The following is a 26,010-nucleotide window of genomic DNA, read 5'->3' as shown; positions in this document are numbered from 1 at the left end:
AAATCGATTACTGGCTAAAAATTTGGCAAAGTTTAACATATCCTTATAAATGAAGATGCTATGATACGGAAATCAATAATTTGGTCTATAGTTTGTTTTGGCCTGTTAACGGGGTGTGCAGAACGCTCGCCGCATCGCGTTCATCAGGGTGTTGCCATAGATACACGATTACAGTTAGGGAAGGCTTATTTGGCGGAACGAAATTTGTCGGCCGCTAAATATCATTTTCAAAAAATCTTGCTGGCGGACCCTCGTCATCCAGAGGCACACCTGGGTATGGCACTGCATGAACAGTATGCAGGCCACCCAGAAACCGCCAGCCAGCATTATAGAATGGCTATGCAGTATGCGGCTGGAAGTGATACCGTAGTACGTCACTATTATATTTTTCTTTGTGAGCAAAAACAGTATGAAAAAGCTGAGCAATTGATCACGGAGAATAGGCAAGATAATACAAGCCGTTATAGTTGTGATAGATGATTTTCTGTGTTGAACACAGTAATTTGATGATTTCGCTACACAAGTTAAATTGATGTGTCCTATTAATTTAATTTGCGTAAATTCTTTAACCTAGAACAGTACCAGTATCCCTTGCTAATGAAGACTGAAACTTACCCAGAAGAAGCCAATCTGACAACAGGTCAGATCCTGCGTCAGGCTCGTGAAAAACATGAACTTTCTCAGCAAACTGTGGCAGATCGCTTGTGTCTTAAACTGTCCACTGTTCGTGATATTGAAGAAGATAATATCCCGCCAAATATTTCACCGACGTTTTTCCGTGGATATATTCGTGCCTATGCAAAATTGGTTCAGGTGCCTGAATCTGAGATTTTGAGTCTCTTAGATAAACAGATACCCTCCAAAGCCATAAAAACTGCCCCTATGCAAAGTTTCTCTTCGGGGAAAAAACGTAAGAAGCGTGACGGTTGGTTAATGAAGATAACCTGGGCTGTGATCATTGTATTATTAGGAATGACAGTCTTGTGGTGGTGGCAGAACTATAAGGTACAACAAACAGAACTGTCGTCAATGGCTGCACAATCCCATGCCCAGAATAGTCAGAGTCAGGTCACAGGTTCTGAAAATTCCGCCACTGGAGAAGATAATGTCGCCGCATCTCTTAAAGAAAATCAATCCGCAGCGGCTGACCAACATCCTGCTTCGCAAGAAAAAACATTGCCAACAGAGGTAAATGGCGCAGAAGTAAACAGCAATATCTCAACCTCTACAGCAGCGCAGCCTAAAACTGTACCCCTGTCAGTTAATCAATCAGCAGCAAATGCAACATCAGAAAATACAGTGGCCGCTAATGCAGGGGTGACAGGGAAAAATAGTCCAGTTGTAAGTCCGTCATCGACTGATATCACCGGTATCAGCGCTGCGGGCACCAATGAATTAGTGATAGATTTCAATGGTGAATGCTGGTTATCCGTCAAAGATGCTAAAGGTAAGATGCTGTTTAGTGGGATCAAAAAGAAAGGGGATAACCTAAAACTGTCCGGCGATTTGCCTTACTCGGTGAATATTGGTGCTCCTGCTCAGGTTAAGATCCAGTTCCAGGGAAAACCGGTGGATCTGAATGCCTTCGTGAAAAAAGGCACTGCGGCTAAACTCACACTGAAATAAATTCTTCAACGGTTTTGGCAAAATTATTCACCACAGCATAGTTGTAATTCTTATAAACAAAAATACAGGGATGTAGGGGAGTAATGTAAAAATGCACAATGAATCACCGATAAAAAGACGTAAATCTACGCGTATTTATGTCGGTAATGTTCCCATCGGGGATGGTGCACCGATTGCGGTGCAATCAATGACTAACACACGAACAACGGATGTTGACGCGACGGTCAACCAAATTAAGGCGTTAGAGCGTGTAGGTGTTGATATCGTTCGGGTTTCTGTACCAACAATGGATGCAGCCGAAGCGTTTAAATCCATCAAACAACAGGTCAATATTCCGCTTGTTGCCGATATTCATTTCGATTACCGCATTGCATTGAAAGTCGCGGAATATGGTGTTGATTGTCTGCGCATCAATCCTGGCAATATCGGTAACGAAGATCGTATCCGTCAGGTGGTGGATTGTGCCCGCCACAATAACATCCCAATTCGCATTGGGGTGAATGGGGGATCGCTGGAAAAAGATCTCCAGGAAAAATACGGTGAACCCACACCAGAAGCGTTGGTTGAATCAGCCATGCGTCATGTGGATATTCTTGATCGGCTGAATTTCGACCAATTTAAGGTGAGCGTCAAGGCTTCTGACGTTTTCCTGGCGGTTGGGGCCTATCGTTTACTGGCGAAGAAAATCGATCAACCGTTACATCTGGGGATTACTGAAGCAGGCGGTGCCCGTGCTGGCGCGGTGAAATCTTCCATTGGGCTTGGCATTTTGTTGTCAGAAGGCATTGGTGATACGCTGCGCATCTCGTTGGCCGCAGACCCAGTGGAAGAAGTTAAGGTCGGTTTTGATATTCTGAAAGCATTGCGTATTCGCTCAAGGGGCATTAATTTCATTGCCTGCCCAACGTGTTCACGTCAAGAGTTTGACGTTATCGGTACGGTTAATGCACTTGAGCAGCGACTGGAAGACTTAGTCACACCGATGGATATTTCTATCATTGGTTGTGTGGTGAATGGTCCTGGAGAAGCAGAAGTTTCAACGCTGGGTGTAACGGGCGCGAAAACAAAAAGTGGTTTCTATGAAGATGGCATCCGTCAAAAAGAGCGTCTCGACAATAACAACTTGATTGATCAACTTGAAGCGAAAATCCGGGCGAAGGCTGCGATCCTTGATACCAATAACCGGATCAGCATCAACCAGATTGATGAGTAATATGTTTAATGCTGGCTCATATTATTATGGGTCAGCTATGCCTGTTATTTTATGCCCCTTATCTAGCGAGTTTATTGGGGAGATAGGCATATACTTTTGCTTGCAGATTGAACCTGGTAAGTATTCGCTTTTATAATCGACGGCATTGTATAAATATTAATAAGAGATAAAACGTGGCAAAAAATATCCCAGCTATTCGTGGCATGAACGACTGCCTTCCTGCCGAAACAGCCATCTGGCAACGAGTTGAATCAACGGTAAAACGTGTTCTGTCAGGTTATGGTTTCAGCGAAATTCGGACACCGATTGTAGAGCAGACCCCGTTATTCAAACGTGCAATTGGGGAAGTCACCGATGTTGTCGAAAAAGAGATGTATACCTTTGACGATCGCAATGGTGAAAGTCTCACCCTGCGCCCAGAAAATACCGCAGGATGTGTTCGCGCCGGTATCCAGCATGGTCTGCTGTACAATCAGGAACAGCGCTTATGGTATATCGGGCCTATGTTCCGTTATGAACGTCCACAAAAAGGCCGCTATCGTCAATTTCACCAATTGGGGGCTGAAGTGTTTGGCTTGCAAGGGCCAGATATTGATGCTGAACTGATTTTAATGACCGCACGTTGGTGGCGCGAACTCGGCATTGCTGATCATGTGACGCTTGAATTGAACTCAATTGGCTCATTAGAAGCGCGTGCCAATTATCGTGAGGCACTGGTGGCGTTCCTTGAACAACACAAAGAGAAGTTGGACGAAGATTGCCAACGCCGCATGTATACCAACCCACTGCGCGTACTGGACTCTAAAAACCCTGAAATTCAGCAACTGCTGAATGACGCACCTGAGTTGTTTGATTATCTTGATACCGAGTCAAAAGAGCACTTTGCTGGATTGTGTCAGATACTTGATAACGCAGGTATCAAATACCGTATCAACCAGCGTCTGGTTCGCGGCCTTGATTATTACAACCGCACTGTTTTTGAATGGGTAACATCGGCATTGGGTGCACAGGGAACTGTCTGTGCCGGTGGTCGTTACGACAGCCTGGTTGAGCAATTGGGCGGTAAAGCAACACCCGCCGTTGGTTTTGCCATGGGTATGGAACGCATGGTGTTGTTAGTGCAGGAGGTTAATCCTGATTTTGTCGCTGATCTGACAGTTGCCGATGTTTATCTCTCTTCCTTGGGTGAAGGCAGTCAACAAGCGGCATTGATACTGGCAGAGACAATCCGTGATCAACTGCCAGAATTACGTCTGATGACTAATCATGGCGGTGGTAACTTTAAGAAACAGTTAACCCGTGCAGGTAAACACGGTGCCAAGGTTGCCTTGCTCCTTGGGGAAGATGAAATTCAAGCGGGTACGATCACAGTGAAAGATTTACGCAACGGTGAACAAGAAACGTTGTCACAACAAGCGGTCGCAGCGCGTTTGAGCGAATTGTTAGGCTAAGGAGAGAGACTCTAGTGCAAGTCTATACCACTGAAACTGAACAAGTTAACGCGATAAAGCGTTTTTTCTTTACTAACGGTAAATACCTTGCTGTTGGCTTGGTACTGGGCATTGGGGCTTTGGTCGGTTGGCGCTACTGGCTAACTCACCAAACAAACCAATTACATAATACGGCGGCAGTGTTTGAAGGATTGAACAATTCGTTGGCGTCAGGGTCGAAGGAAGGTGTTGCTGCCGTCGAAAAATTCGCTAATGAAACGGATAATGTTTACGGTGTCATGGCTGATCTGGAACTCGCAAAACAGGCTGTTGCCCAGAATAACCTGGCTCAGGCAGAGAAAAATTTGCTGACAGCATCCAGTAAAGCTAAAGATGAAAACATGCAGACACTGTCTAACCTACGTCTGGCCAGGGTTCAATTGGCGGAAGATAAAACGGACGCTGCATTGAAAACGCTGGAACTGGTCAAAGGCAAAGGATGGCAGGTTATGGTTGAGGATATTCGTGGGGATATTCTGGCGAAAAAAGGGGATATTGCGGGTGCTCGTGCAGCTTATTCCACCGGGCTTGGACTTGATGGCCCGCAGGTAATTAAGAATCTTATGAAAATCAAACTTAATAATTTATCCAACTAAGGGAGTCAACTTTATAATGCAACTGCGAAAAACACTCTTGGTTGGGCTGGTTGCTTCTGTTCTGCTGGCCGGTTGTTCAAGCGAACAGGATACGGTAACAATGTCACCGTTACCGAAGGTTGAAAATCAATTCAAACCGCGTATCGTTTGGGATAAGTCTGTTGGGAGTGGCACTGGGCAGTATTATTCCCATTTGTCGCCAACCTGGCAGGGTTCAACAGCTTATGTTGCCGATCGTCGCGGTATTGTCAAAGCATTTGACATAGACAGCGGTAAAGAGCTATGGGCAACGGATCTGTCAGAAAAAACCGGTTTATTGTCATCTCGCTTGTCGGCACTGCTTTCTGGTGGTTTGACGGTATCCGGTGATCGCCTGTATGTCGGAACGGAAAGGGCAAAAGTTATTGCACTGGATGTAACAAACGGTAAGGTTGAATGGGAGTCAACAGTTGCTGGCGAAGCGTTGTCCCATCCTGTAGTGAGTGATGGCCTGGTCTTGATCCATACAGGCAATGGCATGTTGCAGGCATTGAACGAAACCGATGGGAGTGTTGCCTGGTCAGTTAACCTGGATACACTTCCATTATCCGTTCGTGGTGAATCTGCCCCTGCCGTGGCTTATGGTGCAGCTATTGTCGGTGGTGACAATGGTCGAGTCAGTGCAGTTCTGTTGTCTGAGGGGCAACTGATTTGGCAACAGCGTATTTCTCAGGTAACAGGTTCTACCGAAATAGATCGCCTGAATGATGTTGATATGACACCGATCATTTCTGACAATGTCATTTACGCTATTGCCTATAATGGCAACTTAGTGGCAATGGATATGCGTTCAGGCCAGATCATTTGGAAACGTGATCTTGGATCAGTGAATGATATGGTGGTCACGGACAGCAACATTTTCATTGTTGATCAAGACGACCGTATTTTGTCTCTGCGTAAGAGTGATGGTGTGACATTATGGTCGCAAAATTCTCTCTCGCACCGTAACCTGACAGCCCCGGAAATGTATAATGGCTATTTGGTTGTTGGTGACTCTGAAGGTTATCTGCATTGGTTAAATATGGCTGATGGCAAATTTGTGGCGCAAAATAAGGTGGATGGTTCCGGCCTGTTGAGTCGTCCGGTTGTTGCCAGTGATAAGCTGATGGTACAAGCGAAGGACGGGACAGTTTATCTGTATACCCGCTAATGCTAAGCGTGTTTTAACTAACACAATATTATACGGCTCCTGGGCAGTAACAGGAGCCGTTTCGTCTTTTTAGTATCTTGTATCTTGCTGTGGTGAATGAGAGTAAGAAGACACTGCCAGCAGGATATCGATTTAAATTTAGTCATGAGGCATCAAAAAAATGATACCTGTCGTTGCGCTGGTTGGGCGCCCCAATGTTGGAAAATCCACCTTATTTAACCGATTAACCCGAACCAGAGATGCGCTGGTAGCGGATTTCCCTGGCTTAACCCGTGATCGTAAGTATGGACGGGCAGAGGTTGAAGGACAGGAGTTCATCATCATTGATACAGGGGGTATCGATGGTACAGAAGATGGCGTAGAAACGCACATGGCTGCGCAATCTCTTATGGCCATAGAAGAGGCTGATATTGTTCTGTTTATGGTTGATGCTAGATCGGGATTGATGCCGGCCGACCATGCGATTGCCAAGCACTTGCGTAGCCGTGAAAAAGCCACTTTTTTGGTAGCGAATAAAACCGATGGTATCGATATTGAGACTTCTATAGCTGAATTTTATTCACTGGGGTTGGGCGATATTTACTCCATCGCTGCTTCTCATGGTCGTGGTGTCACGCAACTGATCGAGCGTGCGTTGCTGCCGTTTTCTGATAAAGAAGGGACGGAAGAAGAAGTCGAATTAACGGAAGAAGAGGCTAACGCTGCATATTGGGCGGAAATGGAACAAGCCGAATTGGAGGCTTCTGCTGAACAAGAAAAAGAGGAAGAGGTATTTGATTATTCAACCTTGCCTCTGAAACTTGCGATTGTTGGCCGCCCTAATGTGGGGAAATCCACATTAACCAACCGTATTCTGGGTGAAGAACGCGTTGTTGTTTATGATATGCCAGGTACAACCCGTGACAGCATTTATATTCCCATGGAGCGTGATGGCCGTGAATATATTTTGATTGATACAGCGGGTGTTCGTAAGCGTGGAAAAATCACTGAAACGGTTGAAAAGTTCTCTGTGATTAAAACGCTTCAGGCGATTGAAGATGCCAATGTTGTGCTGCTGGTCGTGGATGCCCGTGAAGGCATTTCTGATCAAGATCTCTCCCTGCTCGGTTTTATTCTTAACAGTGGTCGTTCTCTGGTCATCGCCATCAATAAATGGGATGGCATGAGTCAGGAAGATAAAGATCACGTCAAGGATATGCTTGATCTACGCTTAGGTTTTGTTGATTTTGCCCGTGTTCACTTTATTTCTGCGCTACATGGTAGTGGCGTTGGGAATTTATTTGAGTCAATTGCGGAAGCCTATGAAAGTGCGACCCGTCGCGTTAGTACTTCTTTATTGACCCGTATAATGCACATGGCAGAAGATGATCACCAGCCACCGATGATCCGCGGTCGCAGGGTGAAAATGAAATATGCCCATGCTGGTGGACATAATCCACCTATCGTGGTTATTCATGGTAATCAGGTAACAAATCTACCGGATTCCTATAAGCGTTATTTAATGAATTATTTCCGCCGTTCTTTAAAAGTGATGGGAACACCTATTCGCATCCAGTTTAAGGAAGGGGCCAACCCTTATGCAAATAAGAAAAATACATTAACAACATCTCAGCTTCGTAAACGTAAACGTTTAATGGAACATATGAAAAAACGTTAATGATTTAAAATCTTGGTATAGATAAAGGGCTATTTTTAGCCCTTTATTATTGAGTGTATTTATGATTATTTTTTATTGCAAATAATAGCTTAGTGGTTTCATTCCTGTCACTCTTTTTTAAAGAGTGAGTTAATCATCATAAAAAATGATAAATAGAGTTAATCTATACGCATTAAACTTCAAGTTGCAATTTACAACACGATATGAAACCTGATTTCTCCCCGCTTCGCGGGGAGAAATCACACGCATCTTGAAGTTAGATTGGTATAGCTGGTTATTCAAATTTTCAAAGCCACCGGTGACTTCACTGTATACCAGACGCGATTAACATAGATTTTTTCTTCCTGATTGTCTTAAAGAGTAGATAAATCAATGAGTAATTCTACTTCCCTGATAATGAATAACTCTCTTCTGGTTCAAGGTTTTTATTTTTATATACTACCGGCTCATCTTTAGAGTCTAAGGCGGATTCTGTGGTTGATTGCTTCATCAGTTTATTCACATGATCTAATGTATTCAAAACACACTTTTGATCATTAGCATCACAAATTTTTGCAATATACTCCAATAAATAAGGGGGGATTATATTTTGTTTTCTTGCTTTATTGTTACTCATAGCAATGCCCTATTTTGTTTGTTATCGTGCTGGTGTATATTTTGACTCATTCAAATAGTAGTCAAACTAACCATGTTAGTCACTACTAAAGATGTAAATTTAGATCATTAATTTGATGTGATCGAAGGTATAGGGCTTTAATTAGAGGATATTGGTAAGCTATGAGCCTGAAAAATTTAATGCTTTGGTTTTATTGCTTGATTTTTTGGTAAAGGTGAATAACGAAAACGTAAAATATAATCAAGACCTTCCCTGGTCTTTAGTGATTAAAGAAATATGCTTTTAAATTAGGGTTCCGACTTGTTTCCATGAATGGGTTACAATGGCTGAAATTTTCTTACCAAATAATGTGTTAGCATTGTCAACGGTGAGCTGTGCAAAATCATTAAAACTGGCTTTATGGGATAATCGTTTGTCCAATAATGTGTTATACCAAATTTTTCCGGCTTGTTCCCACGCATATCCCCCCAATTCTGTTGCCAACAAGTAGAAGGCTTTATTGGGAATACCAGAATATTTGTGAACACCGCCATTATCATCTCTGACAGATAAATCCTGATATTCGTTCATATGACCGATTTGGTTATCTTTGGAATTTGCAGTTCCGGGGTTTTTGAATGAACGCAAGGCGACATTAGGATTTTTGTCTGGATTAAGGGCTGGACCAAATATTCCTTGGCCTATCAACCAATCAGATTCGCTGGCTTTTTGGTTATTAGCATACTGCTTCACCATAATACCGAATACGTCTGAGATAGATTCGTTTAGTGCCCCTGATTGATAAGCATAATCAAGATTTGCTTCACTTTCAGTTACCCCGTGGGTGAGTTCATGTGCAGTAATATCGATGCAGGAGGTAAAGCGATTAAAATAGGGCGTATAACCATCGCCAAAAACCATCTGATTATTATCCCAAAATGCATTCATATAGTTTTTTTGGTAATGCACTGTAGCAACTAATTTAAGACCTTTGTTATCAATAGAATTGCGGCCAAAAACTGTTTTGTAAAACTCATATGTCTTACCAAGATAATGATAAGCTTCAGTGGCTGAAGTATCAGAATTTATAGTCATTCCTTCTCTTAAAATTAATTTTCTTCCTGGATATTGATCATTATATTCAGCATTATAAATAGTTCTGTTTAATTTATTGTCAGAACCTGGCTGATATCCATGAATGGAAATATCCATTTCGGCAGGGTTATTCATTAAATTATAAACATGATCTAATGTTTTTAATATGTATGCTTTATCGATTTGACCACAAATTTTAACAACATATTCTAATAAATAGGGTGGAATGATACCTGATTTATTTAATTTGTCTTGATGATTGCACATGATATTACCCCCGCTTTTTAGGTGTTATGCATATTTTTATTTCTAGGGCCTTAATTAATTATTAGTCCAAATGGTGGTGTTTACTACTAATGGAAGGTGTTTTTGTTAGGTTCTAATGTGTTAATTTATAAATATAATAAAGGGTAGTCCTTAACCCTTTATTATTTATTTTAAGATTATCTTAGTGTTACTGCTTAAAATTGGAATTGATATTTTATTAATATTAATTAAATTATTTTTTGGAAAGTAGAACCCCCACTTCTTTCCAGCTATTACTAACAATATCTGATACCTTTTTGCTAAATAACTTTTCGGCATTATCAATTGTCAGTTTGGCAAAATCCTCGAAATCAGCATCTGAAGACAGACGCTTATCCAGTAGCGTTTCGTACCAAATTTTCCCTGCTTTTTCCCAGGCATAGCCCCCCAATTCCATCGCTACTAAATAAAACGCTCTGTTTGGAATGCCTGAATATAGGTGAACGCCTCCATTATCAATGACAAAGGGAAGGTCTTCATATTGATCCATATGACCAACTTGCTTATCTCCAGAAAATGCACTGCCGGGGTTAATAAAACTACGTAAGGCAACCTCTGGTTTATTCTCCGGGTTAAACTTTGGTCCCAGTAAACCCTGGCCTAATAACCAGTTGGATTCATCGACTTTTTGGTTATTGACATATTGTTTGACCATGATGCCAAATACGTCTGCGATGGATTCATTCAGTGCACCAGATTGGTAGACATAATCCAGGCTGGCTTCACTTTCGATGACGCCATGGGTTAATTCATGAGCGATGATGTCGATAGCAGAGGTGAAACGGTTGAAATATTTCCCGTCACCATCACCAAATACCATTTGTTTTCTGGTCCAGAATGCATTCAGATAATTTTCTCCATAATGTACGGTAGCAACTAACTTGATCCCTCTGTTATCAAGAGATTTGCGGCCGAAAACGTGTTTATAGAATTCATGAGTCTTACCAAGATACTCATAAGCCTCATTAACTGAATTATCTGAACTCTCTGGCATACCTTCATTGCGGGATAACTTTTCTCCTGGGAATTTCTCTTCATGGTCAGCATCATAGATAGTGCGATACAGTTTATCATCCATCTCTGTTTTAGTTTCTTGTTTATCCTGCCGGGAAATAATCCCTTTAGTAGGAACATTCATCAATTGATAAACATGATCTAATGTCTTTAATACATATTGATGAGCACATGTATCACAATCATCAGAGATATACTCCAGAACAAATGGAGGAATTAAGCTATATATATTGGTTTGATTATTGCTCATATTAATACCCTATTTTGTTGTTAGATATTGTATTCGTTTTTTTCGGGCCCGAATTGGATACTAGCTTTAATTAATAGGGGAGTCATTAGTATAAGCATTGACTTTTTATGGCAGGGTATTGCTAATGAAAAATAATAAATGTTTTTATCAGTATTATGATAAATAACTTATTTTTTAGATTTATTTTGTTAAAAATAAGGCATAAAACAGGAATAAATAAATGATCTTATATTCCTGTTTTTAATTGTCATACCCAATCTTTTTTTATCAAAAATGATGTGTGTAATTCAGATTCAGGCGAGCCAGCTTCTGGAGAATAACCATATTCCCAACGTACTAATGGAGGCATGGACATTAATATTGATTCCGTTCTTCCGCCACTTTGCAGGCCAAAAAGTGTTCCTCTGTCCCAAACAAGGTTGAATTCAACATAGCGGCTTCGGCGATATAATTGAAATTGTCTTTCGCGATCACCCCAGGTTATATTTTTTCGCTGTTCTACAATAGGTAAATAGGCAGATAAGAATCCATTCCCGACGGCTTGCGTAAAACTAAAGCAGGTATCAAAATCAGGCGTATTCAGGTCATCATAAAACAGACCCCCAATACCACGCGGCTCATTGCGATGCTTAATAAAAAAGTAATCATCACACCATTTTTTATATTTGGGATAAACATCATCACCAAAAGGTTGACACAAATTCTTGGCAACGGTGTGCCAATGAATAGCATCTTCTTCAAAGCCATAATAAGGCGTGAGATCAAAACCACCGCCAAACCACCATACCGGCGTTTCTCCTTCTTTTTCAGCAATAAAGAAACGCACATTAGCATGACTGGTTGGGACATAAGGGTTAATTGGATGGATGACAAGAGAAACACCCATAGCCTGATAACTGCGGCCGGCTAATTCAGGGCGATGGGCTGTGGCAGAAGCGGGCAGTGAAGCCCCTGTGATATGGGAAAAATTGACGCCCGCTTTTTCAAAAACCTGACCTTCCGTCAATAGCCGGCTTTGCCCGCCACCACCTTCTTCCCGTTGCCAGCGATCTTCCATGAAGGTTGCCTGACCATCGAGTTGTTCCAGTTGCTTGCAGAGGTGATCCTGTAATGAAAGGAAAAAATTCTTAACTTGATATATATTAGGTATATTCATAATTAAATCATAACCTATTGATAATGTTTAGATAAATATCATTTTTTAATGGGTTTATTTTTGTTTATTTATACAATTGTTTATACATAAAACGCTGAACAAACCTATAAACAAAACATAAGATAAGAACAATGTGGAAGAAAAGAAAGAATAAGAGTGAATTTGTGCTCAATAAAAAGAGGTCAGTACGCTAAACGTTCTGAACTTATGAGAGGTTGCAGCGCACTTCGTCGGGAGCTATTGAGGTGACAATGATGAGTGTTACTGCTAGTGAGAAGATACCCTGTTACGGCTATCTTCCCGGTGATTTTCAAGTGGTGGACTGCTATTTTTATGATTTATCTCGAACTTTACGCTCAATAAGCTGACCGTACATATCAAAATAACGGCTAGGACAAATTTCAGAGGGATGTATTTCAAGATAGTTAGCGATGATCCATTCGCCTTTAGGCCACGGACGGCTAAGAGTATTTGCCAGTGTAGATGAACTGAGTCCCGCCTCACGAGAAACAGCCGCTAAGGTTGTACCACGCTTACGTAATGCAGCAATAATGTCGGCTTGATGCCAGTCAATTTTAACATTATTCATTCCTGCTACCCCTTCCATTAATTGAACATTGATGGTGGCGATTCAGACAGGGTTCGCAGTACCGGAACATACCCACCCGGCGAGGCCGAAACCTCCCCTACCAGAACCGCCATTGAAAAGGCGATAACAGACACACTGGTAGAAATTTCCTACCAGTGGGGTATGTTTACAAGGCTGCGAAACCCTGACCACTAGATTTTGCCAGTGGCGGGGGGACTTTAGCTGATTGGTTTATCTGGTTCAATAAGCGAATCAGTAAAAGTGCTTACCTTTATTGCGTTATATGCTATTAAACAGCCCATGCAAGCTGACACTCTTGCTACTCTGGATTCAAGTAAATATGACAGTCAGCTCAGTGCCAATAGCGGACTTTGGAAAAATTTGAGCCCTACTAACTTTATGCTGTTTAGTAGCTGATATTTTCAATAACGAATTGAAATTAATTTGCATTGTCTTTAGGTTAGTATAAATAAAAATCATGAAGGAAGGCCGGAAAGTCTTCAACTTGCAAGCACAGTGCCTTCCCTTAAATTATTAGCCCTTCAGGATACTTATGAACGAAAGATTCTTTCTCTATTTAGATATACTTGGTTTTACTGAATTGGTAAGGCAAGGAAGTGAAAAGATTGATGATCTATATGAGGTCATTGCCAGCTTACATGCTCATGAACACTATGCATTTAAGGTTATTGTTTTTTCAGACACAGTGGTCGTCTACAACGTAATTGGCGGAGATACCCCAGAAGACGCTAGGTATCTCATTATGTTTATGTGTGAATTTGTCAGAGAGCTTATGCACAGGCTCACGGAAAGAGAAGTTTATTTCCGTGCAGTCATTACGTATGGCGATTTCACTCACTACGAAATAAATGGCATACCATGTTTTTACGGAAATGCACTAATTGATGCTTATAATTCTGAAAAAGAATTAAAAGCTATCGGATTATTCATAGACAAAAATATTTCTCATTACTGTAATATATTCAAATATAGAGAATTTAACGATAATTATAATTTTGTATATGTTACTCAAAGCTTAGATGACGTTGAGGAATATAGTTATGGAAGCTTCCAGATACATTCTGAATTAATAGATTGCACGGACTCAAAGTGGTTTATATTACCCGAAATACAGTATATTAATAGCATGTATATAGGTTCAAAAAATAATAATTACCCAGAATCAGTGCGGAAAAAATATGCCTCATCATGGGATATGTATTGTAAGCACTACCCCCATCTGACAAAACAGTTATTGTTATCAGGAAATGATGTGACTTCGATCGCTCCTGATGTGGAATGGAAAGAAGTATTCGATAGATATCCAGAAGATTATAGTTACGCTATCGAGACAAAAATAACGTACTAAAAAGAGTATCTTGTCGAACTGGTTTTCCGCTGCGCTCAAAACCAACCGAAAAATGCGGACGTAACGTCCGCTTCTCGCTCATAGCTGACTGTCAGATTTAGTCGCATTTTTCTACAAAACACTGTCAGATAAAGCCGTCATTCCGCAGCTATATCTGTAATATACTGATTTTAAATAAATTGCATAAATTTTATGCTATTGTTAAATTTTAATTAAATCAATAAATTACGAATGCGGTGCGGAATGTCGGATAAAGTAGCGACTAATCCCAAAAAGGTGTGTGATATCTAACCTTCTGAGCATTTTATTTCATTAATTCCTATACTGCACAGGCATTAAAAAAATCAATTAGTTATCTAAATTCCATCAAAGTTAGCTAATCTCTGTTTCTGTTCATCATTTTGGCTAAACGCAAAGTCTTCATGCTCTGCTTGCCATGTGCCAAAACTCATCAGGAACGCGATGGCAGGGTCGATTTTATTCGCTGATTTCTTCTTGTTCGGTTTGATATTAGCGTTCGCGTCCGTTTCCATCACGACATTGGACATCGCCCAAGCGAGCACCGGATCGCCGTTGTGACGAATGACCTTGCGGTTAACAAAGACTTCGGCAGACTTGGCAACGGGGCTAAACCGCATATAGGTTTGCGAGAACGGCTCGACCTCAATACCTGTGCCCTGTAATTGCGTTCTTAAATGGGTAGCGTTCCATGTGTCGAAGCCTACCAGTTTGATATCAAAGTGCTGGCTGTCACGAAGAATGTCATCACGGATACGATCATAGTCAATGCAGTCGCCCGTTGTGGTGCGTATCCAGCCCAATTTCACCCACTGGCGATAAACCGCCCGATTCTTGTTAGCCGGGTTCTGTAACTGGGCTTCGGGCAGGTAATGGCGAGTCAGCAATAACAGTTCGTTATCCACGGGGAAGGTGTAACAGATGCTGGTGATATCGCCTGTTGAGGATAAATCTAATCCGGCGTAACATTCCAAGCCTTTCAGGTCATTTTCATCGTATTCTGTCTGGCAGGCTTTCCAAGCTCCTTCACCCATCCACGGCGTTTCGCCCTGGCACCAGATATTAAAGCGTTTGGTTAACATCTCCGTCCATTGTGAAGGAATGCCACGGGCTTTCTGTATCGTGTCATGCAAAGCGCCACTGTCTACCGAGACATTCAGATTGGGGTTTGCCTTGATCCAAAGCGCTTCATCATCAATCTCGTTCTCGTCGTCTAGTTCGTAAATCAGGGCAAACAGTGATGCGTTTTGCTCTTCTCCGTCCAATATCTGGCAACAATAATCATAATGCTGCTTACAGGCTGATATTACGTTACTGCCCGCTGTGGTAATGGCAAACAGGACACCTTCGGGGCGTGCGCCCATGCCTAATTCAAGGGCAGAGTACACCGCGTTATCGGGGTGCAAATGGTACTCATCGACAATGGCCAGACTGGGGTTTGTTCCTTCAATAGTAGAGGCTTTGGCTGCCAGTGGCTTTAACAGGCTATTGGTTTTCGGGTCGGTCACTTTATGTTGCTGGATAGATAGCCGCTTTTTCAGCGGCTTTGATAACAAACTCATCTGGCGGGCATCATCAAACACGATACGCGCCTGATCACGGCTCACGGCGGCAGTGTAAATATCCTGCTGGCCTGACTCCATCACTAAGAACCAATTCGCCAATATCGCGGCAACGGTGGATTTCGCATTTTTACGTGGCACCTGAATATAAGCGCTACGGTATTTTCTGCGCCCCGTGGCTTTTACCTTGAAGCCGAACAGATTGGCAAAGGCGAACTGCTGCCACGGCTCCAGTACAATCGGCTTACCGCGTAAATGGCCTTTGACGTGCGGACAGAGACGGGAGAAGGCAATAAAACGCGCTATAACCTCAGAATCAAACGTATAACGTGGGTTATTCAGGTCGTTATAGTAGCGTTTCACGGCCTGTTTTAGTCGCTTACAGGCCGGAATGTTACTGTTTTGGATATCAAAAGCGTATTGCTCCCATGCATTCATAGGCGGTCTAACTCGTCTTCTTCCTCGGTTTCGACCGGATTTTTACGCCGTGACACCGGATCAAAGCCAAGCAACGACGACATTTTTATCATGATTTTTTCTGCATCGGATTTGGCACTCAGTGACGGATTGCGGTTTTCGCTGCCCTGACTGTTTACAATGCTAAAGCCCCGAATATCAAGGTCTGCCACCGCTTTTCGGTAAATGGCATAGTTGACGCAGTACAGTTCTAAGTTGTTCCAGTCGGCGGCGGTCAGATCTTCCCGTTCGCCTAAGATTTTTGCCTTGGATTTCCACTGACTGGCGGCAATGTCATTAAGATACGTCGGGGGTTTGGGTGCTCTTGCCATGATTTTCTGTCTTCCTTGTGAGTTTATTTTCAAAAAAAGTGCCGTGCGTAAAAATTTGAGGAGGGGGTCGGTTCCGCTGAGAAGCGCGTTTGTCATTTTTAATACCCCCACCCACTATTTCATTTGTTATTATTCTGCGACTAACCAACCGCGACGCTTTGCCGCTTCTGCTTCCCGTTCCTGATAGATACCCTGTTTGCGCTTCGCTTTGGTGATAGGGTCTGTCTGTACGGTCTTGCGATTATGGCAGGGCTGGCATAACGATTGATGGTTGGATGCAGGCCAGAACAACACATCAGCTTCACCCTGTATCGGGATAATGTGATCCACAATCGTTGCAGAGGCATAGATATCTTGCTGTAGGCAGTGGACACACAACGGGTTAGCTTTCAGGTATTGCAGCCGATAGCGTCCCCATCGGTTACTGTAGCCTCGTTGGGTTCGGGTTCCCCGCTGCTTATCCTGATGCCGTCTGGCTTCCCGCTGGTGCTGTGTACAGCGACCGGACTTGACCCGCTCGCGGCAAGCCGGATAGCTACAACGCTTTAACGGTTGCCACGGCATCAAATAGCCCCTCACATAATGGTAGATAGATCATGACAATTTGTTCCGGCATTAAGGAGGCTAGTGTGGCAAAGACACTATGGGGCATGTTTCTGGAATGATTCAGTGAAATTGAAAAATCCCCTAGTGAGGTACTGTGCTATCACTGTCCTTATGTATGGAGATATAGCGAAAATTTCCATCATGATTGTCCTGATGTGAAAATAACATCTGAAAAAACAGTATGTTAGTTACATTTCTTCTGATGATATAAATTAGGAAAAGGATATTAAATTTTATTTTTTATAATCGCCTATAATAAATTATGACTTATTGAACAAGAATATTACTAATATTATTGTTTTTTAATTAGTTTAAAAAGGAATCGTATCATGAAAAGTATAGTTTTTTTCAATAACAAAGGTGGGGTAGGTAAAACCACTCTAATATGCAATGTGGCAGCATATTTATCTCTGGAATTAGATAAAAAAGTATTAGTAGTTGATGCTGACCCTCAGTGCAATGCAACATCTTATTGCTTAAGTGATGAAAAGTTAGATGAATTATATTTAACTGATAAAAGAGATACTATAGAGTCTTTCCTAAAACCAGTAAGGAGAGGTACTGGTTATCTAGAAAAAAGAATAAGCCCTATAAAAACCGATAATTTTGGTTTCGACCTTATACCCGGAGACCCTTTATTAGCTCTAAGCGAAGATTCATTGGCCTCTGATTGGTCTGAGGCAATAGTTGGGAAATATAGAGGGTTGCAAACAACATTCGTGTTTTCACATTTATCTTATTTATATGATGACTATGATTTTATATTTTTTGATGTTGGACCATCCTTAGGAGCATTAAATAGAGCTATTTTAATATCAAGTGATTACTTTACAATTCCTATGTCTGTTGACACATTTAGTTTGATGGCTATAAAAAATATAAAGACCTCATTAATTAATTGGAGAGATAATATAAGTAGAGGTCTTAGTATCTATGAAAAATATGAGGGGGATGGAGATTCTTTTTATATCAAAGATAAGGAAATGAAGTGGAAACTATTTTTTATTGGATATGTAATGCAGCAATATAGGGCCAAAACTGTTAGAGGCAAAAAAGTTCAGGTTAAATCTTTTGAGAAAATAGCAAGAAAAATCCCCACAATAATTAAATCAGATATTTCTGATGAGTTTAGCATAAGTAAAGATCTTGTACCAAAACTTGGAGAAATAGAGAATATGAATAGCCTGATACCCATGTCTCAACTTGCTCATACACCTGTGTTTTCATTAAAAGGTATAGATGGGGTGGTAGGTGCTCATTTTGCAAAAGTAAATGATGCAAAAAAATATATAGTAATATATGTAAAAAGTTATTAAATAATATTAAGGTATGATGACCATGATAAAATGGACTAATACATTAGTGCAAGATCTCGCTAGGCGAAAATGTATTCTTTTTTTAGGCTCAGGTGTGTCTATGAACAGTGTTGGCATAGATAATATTCGACCTCCAAGCTGGAAAAATTTTTTAGAAAAAAGCATGCGTAATTTACCTAATGCTAACCAAATAAAAAAATTGATACGTAATGAAGATTATCTGACTGCTTGTGAACTAATCAAATTAAACTCGAGCAAGGGTGAATTTGAGACACTAATAAAAGAATGTTTTTTAACTCCTAAATATAAACCAGCGCCTATACATGAATGTTTATTTAAATTAGATAGTAGGATAGTTATAACCCCTAATTTCGATAAAATATATGATACTTATGTAACTACTGAAACACAGGGATCAGTAGTAATAAAAAATTATTTTGATTTAGATATTGTTACTTTCGTTAAAGATATAGGTAGGTTAATAATAAAAATACATGGTACAGCAGACGGATACAAAAAATTTAATATTTTCTAGGTCTGATTATGCTAAAGCCAGATCAAAAAATAGAGATTTTTATGAGCTTATAAATGCCTTGAGCTTAACACATACTTTCCTTTTTATAGGCTGTGGTGTAAATGATCCAGATATTAAGTTATTACTTGAAGATTCATTTTTCAAGCATGACGCAACAAAACCACATTTTATGATATCCTCAGACAAAAGTATTCATAAAGACATGATTAAATTAATTGAAGATACATTAAATTTAACCATTCTTCATTATAAGTCTTCAAAAGGAGATCATTCTGAACTAACTAATAGTTTGTTTGAACTTGTTAGTTTAGTTGAAGAAGAAAGAATAAACCTGAAAGAGACAATGAACTGGTAAAAAGATACTGAATTAATTACAGTGGATATAAAAACCACATTTTTAATTTCAGATTAATGATTTCAATTACATCAGGTAGTGGATAAATCTATCGCTACCTAAAATTATTTTTCCCTTGACAAAGACAAACAATATTATAACAGATGATAATAGTACCTATTCTTATCTGTAGTGGTGCGCGGTCAATATATATCCCAGCCGTCGTTCTTGATATTCAAAAACTCGCCTTAAATCGTTGCTTCAAATAAGTCAGAAAGCTTTTTTGCCACCGTCACCAAGTTTCTTCGGTATCAACAAAGGTGTCATCAATCTCTTAGGTCAGCCAGCCGAGAACATCCACATCACTATTACTGAAGTTTTTGCTAGCTGGTTGGGTTTTACCTGCCTGATTGCGCTCATCATCGGCAAGGGTTTCATAATGGGCAATTTCCGCATTCAGGGAATCGGACTGGCTGCGCAGTTCGTCAAACTGTTTGGTTTCATCATTGGTTAGTGAGCGTTTTTCATCTCCAGCTTTGGTGAGAAAGGAACGCATTTGATGGGTTAAATCGGCTTTTTGCTGGCGTAATTCGAGTAGTTTTTTCATGGTGTCTTTGTAGTTAATTTATTTTTGCAAAAAATAATTTTTAACACCATGAAAAATAATAAGAAAGAATCCTTGTTATGTTGAGCGAGCATACAAAAATGGCGACTTAAATCGCCATTCTACTAAAGCTATTTGTTTTTTACTTTTATAGTATAGGTTTTATCGAAATCTTTCCCTGGGTACATTGTACCCAAAGTAAACCCTACCACTTCAATTTTTATCAGCTCTGTCTTCTTTGGGATGCCTGTTATATTTATATGAAGATAATCTTTTCTTATTTCTTCTTTTCCTTCCCATTGGAAAGAACTTTCTTTTGGATTCCATGTTAGTCCTGAGCCAATAGGATGAATTTTTACCCAAACGCTTTTTTCATTTAATGCGCCTCCTGTGATGGTAATTGATGCTTGATATGGTTCGTTTATCACAGCATCAGGAAGAACTTCTGATTTTGGTAAAAATTTTGGCGTTGGATTCCCACAACCATAAAGTAAAAAAATAAAAATAATCAGTATCTTTTTCATATTATTTCATTAGTTTAAAAACCAAACCAGAGTAGTTAACTTAAAAATCAATCAAGTGTAATATTACTGAGTAAAATTTATTTTAAGTAATTAAATAAAGGTTACAGTTTTAAGATGATATTACTTACTATAAAAATAAATTTGAAAACACTTTGTTACTGATATGTTAAAAATTAACACATAATTTTTTGTGAAGAAAATACTCTATACGCAATTAACTTGAAGATGCAGGAATTAAAGTCTGGAAATTATCTGTCAACCGGGTGGTGAGTTCTTTCGCTTTTTCTGGCAATGTGACATGAAAAAAGTGATGCAGTGTTTCACGGAACGTTTTTGCCTCCGAGAAATAGATATTGTTTCGTACCTGCTCATTCGCATACTTCCATAATCGCTCAATCGGGTTGAGGTTAGGGCTGTAAGGGGGCAGATAATACAACTCGATATTCAGAACCTCGGCAAAAAATTGAACTATTTCAGCGCGGTGGTAACCGGCTCCATCCAGAATGAGATGAATTTTTTGTGAAAGCGGATAGGTTTCTCGGATTGAGCCGAAAAACAGGACAACATTTTTCGCGTTAATCGTCGGATATTCACGAATAATGGTCTCTCCAATCCGTTGCAAATTGAGTGCGCCCATGATGTTAAGGCGGGTCCGGCTGCCTGTGGTTTCGACCACGTTGACATGCTCTCTTCCGCGCCTCATCCAGCCGTAACTTAATTTTGTGGACTGGGTAGGATGCATCGCATCAATAAACAAAATAGGCGCATTTTGGCCACATTCAGCTTTCAACGCGTTGTAGGTCTCAATAAAGTGTTGCTGTTTACCCGCATCGGATTTATGAGGCGTTCCCATCGGCTTCTTGTAGCTGAACCCTTGGCGGTGGAGCCATTTTGTCATCCCAGCCACAGTGAAAGTCACCTGCCAGCGCGCCCAGACACAAGCCACAATTTGCGCGGTAGTGTGCATCAAATTTGCCGTCAGATACTCCACTAATTCTGTCGTTTGTTCGGCAGATAAACGGCTTTCAGAGCCGCCATTTTCAGGGGCGAATTTTTCCTCAGAGACGTAATCCTTCAGATGGCGACTCACCGTACTTTCATGAATACGCAAAGCCTGGGCAACCATCTGGGCAGTCCAGCCTTCTGAGGCCAAAAGCACGGCCTTGATGCGGTCACGTACGCGCCCATCACGAGTCGTATCGTGCATCAATTCGAGGGCTTCTTTTTGGGCATCTGTCAGAGTAATTTTCATGGGCGCGATCTTGATCTGATACGAATGAAAAATCAAGTATCTTCAATTACGATGGGTATATACTATTAACTAATCATGTTTATAGTCTAAGATTATGATTGTATCTTACGAAAATATTGATATTTACTAATTTAGTAAGTAATTATATCATCATATTCTACAGGAGGTTAGTGTGAGGGTAGAATAGCTGATTTTTGTTAAAATTATTCTACTAATTATTTTGTTTAGTGTCATACGTCTAAGATTTTATGGCACACTTAACTAAATTACAGGAGTTCTAATGACTAAAAGATCTGATATAAAAGATGGACGATTGGTTTATACAGAAAAATTAGGGTGGTTAGATTTAGGACATGCTAACGGTGATGATGCAAGGAAGTTAATGCTCTCTCTTGCTTTGGGGGATGAAACTACTAATAAATCGCATTTTATTGTTAGGTATGTTCAATATATGGGCAGGGGGCGTAGCCTAGGAACATCTATAAAAACAAGATGGAGAGTTAGAAGAGGTTTATCTTTACATGATAAAAAAAGAGTTTCTCTTACTATTATGATGTATACAACTCATTCATTTGAATCATATCAAGATTCCTTTCCTTTTACTTTAATTTCGGATAGTGGCTATAGTGGTGAAGATTTGATTTCTAACTTATTCGGTTTTTATCAAGCTATCAACGGTATTAATTATTTACCTCAAGTAGGGGTAGTAAGTAAAGAAAAAGCATATAAACGATGGGATTACTACGGGGATATAGGGAAATTTAAAAATAAATATTTTAAGCCATTATTATTCCCTGACCCTGAAAAGTATCCAAATAATACAATTCCTTATAATGTTCCCTTGCCTAGTTTTTTAAATACAATAACGCCTATAAGCGATATAAAAACTGGTCAGGACGTAATGCTTATTGAAGATACAAGCTGGATTAATATAGGTAAAGAATATGCTGGGATTGCGGTTGAGTAATTTCATACGTATATGTATAGTTATATTTATTTTAGCTATTGGCGTTATTCTTTTTTTTGCATCATTAGCGAATGTTAATTTATCATATACAAAAAGAAATTTTATTTACTATTACTCATTTACCTTTGATGAGATTAAGAGTGTACCTTTAATTTCAAATGATTATATCATATATTATGACTCCCCTGATGGTAATAATACCATGACTAACGAAATTATATTTTCAAATGTAAAATTGAGTCGTCTGGCAGAATTAATAAAATACACTGAAAATATGGGTTTTATAAAATACTATGATAAGTATTGGAAAGATGAACGCTGGCGTAAAGATAATACCATTATAAGTATAAAACAAAATGATACTGAGCGTACCATTTTGTTTTTAGTGGAGAAAAATTAAAATACATTCTCTTCTCTTATGCTGTAGCCTGATGTACCAGCGATGTGATGTGTCCACGTTATGCTATCATATGAAATTGTTATACTTTCATATGGTTGCATATCATTGTGGCTTAGTGAGTTGGGGTAGTGGCTTGAGATATTTTTTATAGTTGCATTTGTTAATTTGATAGAGTAAAACTTTTCTAATCCTCCTGCTGAGCTATTCCTATATATGTCAAGCAGGCAATCTAAATGCTCATTACTTGATATTGCAACGCCTAATAATGGAGATGATTTATCTATTGGCTTTGTTATTATTATAGGTTGATGATTTACATTCTGTTCTCTACTGATATCGTGATCTACAGAATAAACCAATATTTTATCTTTATTTTCTTCTTGGTATTTATTACCTATTGAATCATAGGTTGAACAACCTGCTGATATCAGCCCTTGCTTTTTGCCGTTTAAGGTCATATAAATAATGTTAGCCATTTCCTTTCCTTTCCTTTTGCTATATATTTTATAGTCATAAAATATATAGCTATTTATCTGCCTGTCAATAGTCATATTCATAATTTATCATAAAACAAAATAACAACGATAAAAAATATAATATAGGGTTCTAAAATATTATCACTCAATGGTACTAACATACGTTACATTGAGTGATTTTGATAATTCTGATATGAAGAAATATTTCATTAGATAGCCTCTAAAAACGACTATTTAATCTGCTAATTTTAATTATGTTTTGATATATATCAAAACATAAAGATATTTTTGTTTTCCTACCAAAGGTACCCCCCCTAAAAATCTTTTTCACCTTCTCCGCTGTGCACCCTCTGCATAATTCCCTGAAAGCCTTGCTACATCTGGGTTTGCCGCAATTAATAGGATATTCATTGACTGTATCTCCTGTTCACCCATTTTTTATATTAATGAAGAGAATGTATAATAGGTGTATAGCTAAAAAATAACTATACACCTATTATTTTCCTTTAAATACAGATAGATATTTAAAATGGTGCAGGGAATGCAGACCTAAACCTAAAAGTTTTATGCAGCAGGCTTAACTGTTTCGTAACTCAGGCACAGAGGGTAACCATTCTTCGGCCTCTTCCGATAATTCAACGTTATAGGAATAGCCTTTCTTGGTTCTCACTTTCCGATACTCTTTCCGGTATTCCAGCATAATCTTGGGGATGGATTCACCAAACTTAGTTAATGTCAGCGGACGTTCAAAGCCGTGCGCTTCCATAAAAGAAAGATAAGCATGATATAAATACATTCTCGGTGCCCGTGGGATGATGTTCTGGCGACAATGCCAGTCGCCGTTATGGTTATCGTCAATAAAGTGAAAGCGATCAGTGCCGCCGCATATCGGGCAAGCCCCATGCTTTCCCTTGGCGGGAACATCAACGCCACAAGCGGGCAACAGGTTTTGCCAATAATTGGCGGCGGATTGCTTCACAGCGCGGATGACGTCAATCGGGCGGCTTTTAGGGTTATGATTTCCCTGACTCATGATCATTCTTCCTCACCATTAACCACCGCATAAAGCGCGTGGTAAACTTCCTGATTGATATCACAGGCCAGCGACAACAAATCATGTAACTCTTCCGAACAATGTTGGCTGGCCTGTTCAAGAATGATTTCATATAAAGAAGTGCATAAGCCCGCACGAAACGAGGACTGACCTAATGGATCTATTTCCCTGCGTACAATGCAATTGACTAATTTATTCACCGGGTTCTGCGGGACGTGTTTCAACAGGTCGCGGTGAACCTCCTGATGAATGCCGTGCGCCAGTGCAATCAGGTTATTTAAGTCAATTGAACACTCATCTTTGGCTTTTTGGGTAATGTACGCGAAAAGTGAAATACCCAGACCGGCACGATATAGTGCCTGTTTTAGTGAGATAGGTTTATGACTCATGGTATGCCCCCTGACGTAATGCGAAGATCAAGGAGAACATATCAGCCAGCCGCTGAGTGCCGGATGCAATTAGGAATGTAAATTTTGGGCGAGTTTGGTTAGACTGTGTATAAGCCATAGCATTAGCTCCAATAATGTTGTGGTTAGACGCCTCGATAGTGTTACCGCACTTCGGGGCGTCGCTGTTTTTGTTCCTTGAATGACTCAAGGTGTCAGCCACTATGTTATTTTTAAGTGTCAGCCACGTCAATCCTTTTTCATGAAAATTTTTTGTGTATACTGTCAGCCACCAACTACTAATGGATACAGATATGGCAACGAAAGCAATAAATGCAAAGTCAAAAAAATTAGAAGCACGTGTACCGCATGAACTTGTTGACTCAATGGAAAAACTTAAAGAAGAGGGTGAAAGTACCGCACAATTCATAATTTCGGCTATGACAGGTGAAATTAAACGCCGCCAGCGGAAATCCAAAGCATCATCTGAGCAAGAATAATCAATTAACCCTCTTAAAGAGGGTTGTCTCTCAAATTGATGGCTGCTTAATCTTAAAGAACCTCTATATCTAGTACTTACCATTAATCCACTGATTCCCAAAAATTAAGCTGATTTTAGAGTGAGTTAGATCGCAACCAATTAAGGCAGTTAATTTTTCCATGATGTCATTCTTTAATTGGTACGTTTACGACTATATGGGTTATTTACGTTTTCTACTGTTGGCGGATTACGTACCCAATGCAGCAAATCACTGAGCAACCAAGCACAGGAATTGCGACCTAATGGCTTACGGGCAGGGAAACGGCCTTCATTTTCCAGTTTCCATGCTGACGTTCTGGAAATAGAGGTGATGTGATGGCGTTCCTTTTCACGTACAAGACGATCGTAAGGTTCGCCGTACTCGGAAAGGATATTGCGGCGTTCTTCAGGTGTAGGAATGCTGTATTGTATAGTCATGTTACCCTCACTGTTTAATTGTTTTTGTGAGGGTATTTTACTTAAAATAAATCATTACAAAAGAAAGCAATATTTGTTACGTATA

The 26,010-nt window shown here is 40.0% G+C and carries 28 protein-coding genes and 3 pseudogenes; 14 read left to right on the top strand and 17 right to left on the bottom strand.

What is annotated here, in order from left to right:
* The first annotated feature begins 60 nt into the window (after nt 1-60).
* The 7 genes from Xkoz_RS08640 (at nt 61) to der (ending at nt 7,771) form a co-directional block, all read left to right on the top strand.
* On the top strand, nt 61-480 hold the full coding sequence (locus Xkoz_RS08640; protein ID WP_099141771.1) for a tetratricopeptide repeat protein: 420 nt from the start codon (nt 61-63) through the stop codon (nt 478-480).
* Between the two features lie 117 nt (nt 481-597).
* Nucleotides 598-1,626: a cytoskeleton protein RodZ gene (gene rodZ / locus Xkoz_RS08635; protein WP_099141770.1), complete on the top strand. Its 1,029-nt coding sequence runs from the start codon at nt 598-600 to the stop codon at nt 1,624-1,626.
* 91 nt (nt 1,627-1,717) lie between these two features.
* Nucleotides 1,718-2,839 carry a flavodoxin-dependent (E)-4-hydroxy-3-methylbut-2-enyl-diphosphate synthase gene (ispG, locus tag Xkoz_RS08630; RefSeq protein WP_099141769.1) on the top strand — a complete coding sequence of 374 codons (1,122 nt, stop codon included), beginning with the start codon at nt 1,718-1,720 and terminating at the stop codon, nt 2,837-2,839.
* Between the two features lie 173 nt (nt 2,840-3,012).
* Nucleotides 3,013-4,290, top strand: a complete 1,278-nt coding sequence (gene hisS, locus Xkoz_RS08625) for a histidine--tRNA ligase (RefSeq protein WP_099141768.1) — start codon at nt 3,013-3,015, stop codon at nt 4,288-4,290.
* 14 nt (nt 4,291-4,304) lie between these two features.
* The gene (locus Xkoz_RS08620; RefSeq protein ID WP_099141767.1) at nt 4,305-4,925 is read left to right on the top strand and encodes a YfgM family protein; all 621 of its coding nucleotides are present in this window, start codon (nt 4,305-4,307) and stop codon (nt 4,923-4,925) included.
* Between the two features lie 16 nt (nt 4,926-4,941).
* A complete protein-coding gene (bamB, locus tag Xkoz_RS08615) occupies nt 4,942-6,114 on the top strand; it encodes an outer membrane protein assembly factor BamB (RefSeq protein ID WP_099141766.1) in 1,173 nt (390 codons plus the stop codon).
* A 160-nt stretch (nt 6,115-6,274) separates the two neighbouring features.
* The gene (der, locus tag Xkoz_RS08610; protein WP_099141765.1) at nt 6,275-7,771 is read left to right on the top strand and encodes a ribosome biogenesis GTPase Der; all 1,497 of its coding nucleotides are present in this window, start codon (nt 6,275-6,277) and stop codon (nt 7,769-7,771) included.
* A 382-nt stretch (nt 7,772-8,153) separates the two neighbouring features.
* Here der and Xkoz_RS08605 read toward each other — a convergent pair whose 3' ends face one another.
* The 5 genes from Xkoz_RS08605 to Xkoz_RS08585 form a co-directional block, all read right to left on the bottom strand.
* Nucleotides 8,154-8,387 carry a protealysin propeptide domain-containing protein gene (locus Xkoz_RS08605; RefSeq protein ID WP_099141764.1) on the bottom strand — a complete coding sequence of 78 codons (234 nt, stop codon included), beginning with the start codon at nt 8,385-8,387 and terminating at the stop codon, nt 8,154-8,156.
* 282 nt (nt 8,388-8,669) lie between these two features.
* Nucleotides 8,670-9,728 carry a M4 family metallopeptidase gene (locus tag Xkoz_RS08600; RefSeq protein WP_099141763.1) on the bottom strand — a complete coding sequence of 353 codons (1,059 nt, stop codon included), beginning with the start codon at nt 9,726-9,728 and terminating at the stop codon, nt 8,670-8,672.
* 232 nt (nt 9,729-9,960) lie between these two features.
* Nucleotides 9,961-11,031: a M4 family metallopeptidase gene (locus tag Xkoz_RS08595; protein ID WP_099141762.1), complete on the bottom strand. Its 1,071-nt coding sequence runs from the start codon at nt 11,029-11,031 to the stop codon at nt 9,961-9,963.
* 247 nt (nt 11,032-11,278) lie between these two features.
* On the bottom strand, nt 11,279-12,187 hold the full coding sequence (hemF, locus tag Xkoz_RS08590) for an oxygen-dependent coproporphyrinogen oxidase (RefSeq protein WP_099141761.1): 909 nt from the start codon (nt 12,185-12,187) through the stop codon (nt 11,279-11,281).
* A 331-nt stretch (nt 12,188-12,518) separates the two neighbouring features.
* Nucleotides 12,519-12,776 carry a helix-turn-helix domain-containing protein gene (locus Xkoz_RS08585; protein WP_099141760.1) on the bottom strand — a complete coding sequence of 86 codons (258 nt, stop codon included), beginning with the start codon at nt 12,774-12,776 and terminating at the stop codon, nt 12,519-12,521.
* Between the two features lie 553 nt (nt 12,777-13,329).
* Here Xkoz_RS08585 and Xkoz_RS08580 point away from each other — a divergent pair.
* Nucleotides 13,330-14,145 carry a hypothetical protein gene (locus Xkoz_RS08580; protein ID WP_099141759.1) on the top strand — a complete coding sequence of 272 codons (816 nt, stop codon included), beginning with the start codon at nt 13,330-13,332 and terminating at the stop codon, nt 14,143-14,145.
* Between the two features lie 356 nt (nt 14,146-14,501).
* On the opposite strand, the gene Xkoz_RS08575 is transcribed toward Xkoz_RS08580, so the two are convergent.
* The 3 genes from Xkoz_RS08575 to Xkoz_RS08565 all read right to left on the bottom strand — a co-directional run bounded on the left by Xkoz_RS08575 (nt 14,502) and on the right by Xkoz_RS08565 (nt 17,077).
* Nucleotides 14,502-16,163 carry a terminase large subunit gene (locus Xkoz_RS08575; RefSeq protein ID WP_099141758.1) on the bottom strand — a complete coding sequence of 554 codons (1,662 nt, stop codon included), beginning with the start codon at nt 16,161-16,163 and terminating at the stop codon, nt 14,502-14,504.
* Entirely contained in the window at nt 16,160-16,513 is a 354-nt protein-coding gene (locus Xkoz_RS08570) for a phage terminase small subunit P27 family (RefSeq protein WP_099141827.1), read from the bottom strand. Before Xkoz_RS08570 ends, Xkoz_RS08575 begins: the two co-directional genes overlap by 4 nt.
* Nucleotides 16,514-16,642: 129 nt before the next feature.
* Complete coding sequence (locus tag Xkoz_RS08565) at nt 16,643-17,077, bottom strand: HNH endonuclease (protein WP_099141757.1); 435 nt, start codon at nt 17,075-17,077, stop codon at nt 16,643-16,645.
* 371 nt (nt 17,078-17,448) lie between these two features.
* On the opposite strand from Xkoz_RS08565, the gene Xkoz_RS08560 reads away from it, so the two are divergent.
* Genes Xkoz_RS08560 through Xkoz_RS08550 form a run of 3 tightly spaced genes read left to right on the top strand, consistent with a single transcriptional unit; the run spans nt 17,449 to nt 19,325 of the window.
* Nucleotides 17,449-18,435 (top strand): ParA family protein, encoded by a 987-nt coding sequence (locus Xkoz_RS08560; RefSeq protein WP_099141756.1) that lies wholly within the window; start codon nt 17,449-17,451, stop codon nt 18,433-18,435.
* Nucleotides 18,436-18,457: 22 nt separating this feature from the next.
* Nucleotides 18,458-18,970 carry an SIR2 family protein gene (locus Xkoz_RS08555; protein ID WP_099141755.1) on the top strand — a complete coding sequence of 171 codons (513 nt, stop codon included), beginning with the start codon at nt 18,458-18,460 and terminating at the stop codon, nt 18,968-18,970.
* Nucleotides 18,930-19,325 (top strand): SIR2 family protein, encoded by a 396-nt coding sequence (locus tag Xkoz_RS08550; RefSeq protein ID WP_099141754.1) that lies wholly within the window; start codon nt 18,930-18,932, stop codon nt 19,323-19,325. The genes Xkoz_RS08555 and Xkoz_RS08550 overlap by 41 nt, the downstream gene beginning before the upstream one ends.
* Before the next feature lie 373 nt (nt 19,326-19,698).
* Here Xkoz_RS08550 and Xkoz_RS08545 read toward each other — a convergent pair.
* The 3 genes and pseudogenes from Xkoz_RS08545 to Xkoz_RS08535 all read right to left on the bottom strand — a co-directional run.
* Nucleotides 19,699-19,911: pseudogene (locus Xkoz_RS08545) on the bottom strand (phage major capsid protein); the annotation flags it as partial.
* Between the two features lie 128 nt (nt 19,912-20,039).
* Entirely contained in the window at nt 20,040-20,432 is a 393-nt protein-coding gene (locus Xkoz_RS22935; RefSeq protein ID WP_244183435.1) for a hypothetical protein, read from the bottom strand.
* A gap of 214 nt (nt 20,433-20,646) precedes the next feature.
* Complete coding sequence (locus Xkoz_RS08535) at nt 20,647-21,684, bottom strand: IS630 family transposase (RefSeq protein WP_099141753.1); 1,038 nt, start codon at nt 21,682-21,684, stop codon at nt 20,647-20,649.
* A gap of 280 nt (nt 21,685-21,964) precedes the next feature.
* On the opposite strand from Xkoz_RS08535, the gene Xkoz_RS08530 reads away from it, so the two are divergent.
* Together Xkoz_RS08530 and Xkoz_RS08525 are read left to right on the top strand one after the other, a co-directional pair.
* Nucleotides 21,965-22,651, top strand: a complete 687-nt coding sequence (locus tag Xkoz_RS08530; protein ID WP_099141752.1) for a hypothetical protein — start codon at nt 21,965-21,967, stop codon at nt 22,649-22,651.
* Nucleotides 22,644-23,051 carry a hypothetical protein gene (locus tag Xkoz_RS08525; RefSeq protein ID WP_230579276.1) on the top strand — a complete coding sequence of 136 codons (408 nt, stop codon included), beginning with the start codon at nt 22,644-22,646 and terminating at the stop codon, nt 23,049-23,051. Before Xkoz_RS08530 ends, Xkoz_RS08525 begins: the two co-directional genes overlap by 8 nt.
* On the opposite strand, the gene Xkoz_RS08520 is transcribed toward Xkoz_RS08525, so the two are convergent.
* The 5 genes and pseudogenes from Xkoz_RS08520 to Xkoz_RS24045 all read right to left on the bottom strand — a co-directional run bounded on the left by Xkoz_RS08520 (nt 23,048) and on the right by Xkoz_RS24045 (nt 25,088).
* The gene (locus Xkoz_RS08520) at nt 23,048-23,527 is read right to left on the bottom strand and encodes an Hcp family type VI secretion system effector (RefSeq protein ID WP_038189289.1); all 480 of its coding nucleotides are present in this window, start codon (nt 23,525-23,527) and stop codon (nt 23,048-23,050) included. The genes Xkoz_RS08525 and Xkoz_RS08520 overlap by 4 nt on opposite strands.
* Nucleotides 23,528-24,104: 577 nt before the next feature.
* Nucleotides 24,105-24,350 (bottom strand): annotated as a pseudogene (locus Xkoz_RS24965) (winged helix-turn-helix domain-containing protein); the annotation flags it as partial.
* 9 nt (nt 24,351-24,359) lie between these two features.
* Nucleotides 24,360-24,560 (bottom strand): annotated as a pseudogene (locus tag Xkoz_RS24960) (primase-helicase zinc-binding domain-containing protein); the annotation flags it as partial.
* 2 nt (nt 24,561-24,562) lie between these two features.
* The gene (locus tag Xkoz_RS08510; RefSeq protein ID WP_099141751.1) at nt 24,563-24,970 is read right to left on the bottom strand and encodes a hypothetical protein; all 408 of its coding nucleotides are present in this window, start codon (nt 24,968-24,970) and stop codon (nt 24,563-24,565) included.
* On the bottom strand, nt 24,960-25,088 hold the full coding sequence (locus Xkoz_RS24045) for a hypothetical protein (protein ID WP_279627398.1): 129 nt from the start codon (nt 25,086-25,088) through the stop codon (nt 24,960-24,962). The genes Xkoz_RS08510 and Xkoz_RS24045 overlap by 11 nt, the downstream gene beginning before the upstream one ends.
* A gap of 193 nt (nt 25,089-25,281) precedes the next feature.
* Here Xkoz_RS24045 and Xkoz_RS20815 point away from each other — a divergent pair, with 193 nt between their 5' ends.
* Nucleotides 25,282-25,467: a YlcI/YnfO family protein gene (locus tag Xkoz_RS20815; protein ID WP_038205529.1), complete on the top strand. Its 186-nt coding sequence runs from the start codon at nt 25,282-25,284 to the stop codon at nt 25,465-25,467.
* Nucleotides 25,468-25,640: 173 nt separating this feature from the next.
* On the opposite strand, the gene Xkoz_RS08500 is transcribed toward Xkoz_RS20815, so the two are convergent.
* Entirely contained in the window at nt 25,641-25,925 is a 285-nt protein-coding gene (locus Xkoz_RS08500) for a helix-turn-helix transcriptional regulator (RefSeq protein ID WP_099141750.1), read from the bottom strand.
* Between the last annotated feature and the right edge of the window lie 85 nt (nt 25,926-26,010).

The sequence above is a fragment of the Xenorhabdus kozodoii genome (assembly GCF_002632875.1).
In the GTDB taxonomy this organism is placed as follows: domain Bacteria; phylum Pseudomonadota; class Gammaproteobacteria; order Enterobacterales; family Enterobacteriaceae; genus Xenorhabdus; species Xenorhabdus kozodoii.
Note: the sequence above shows the minus strand (reverse complement) of the source record. Positions and strands in the feature narration are given on the sequence as shown.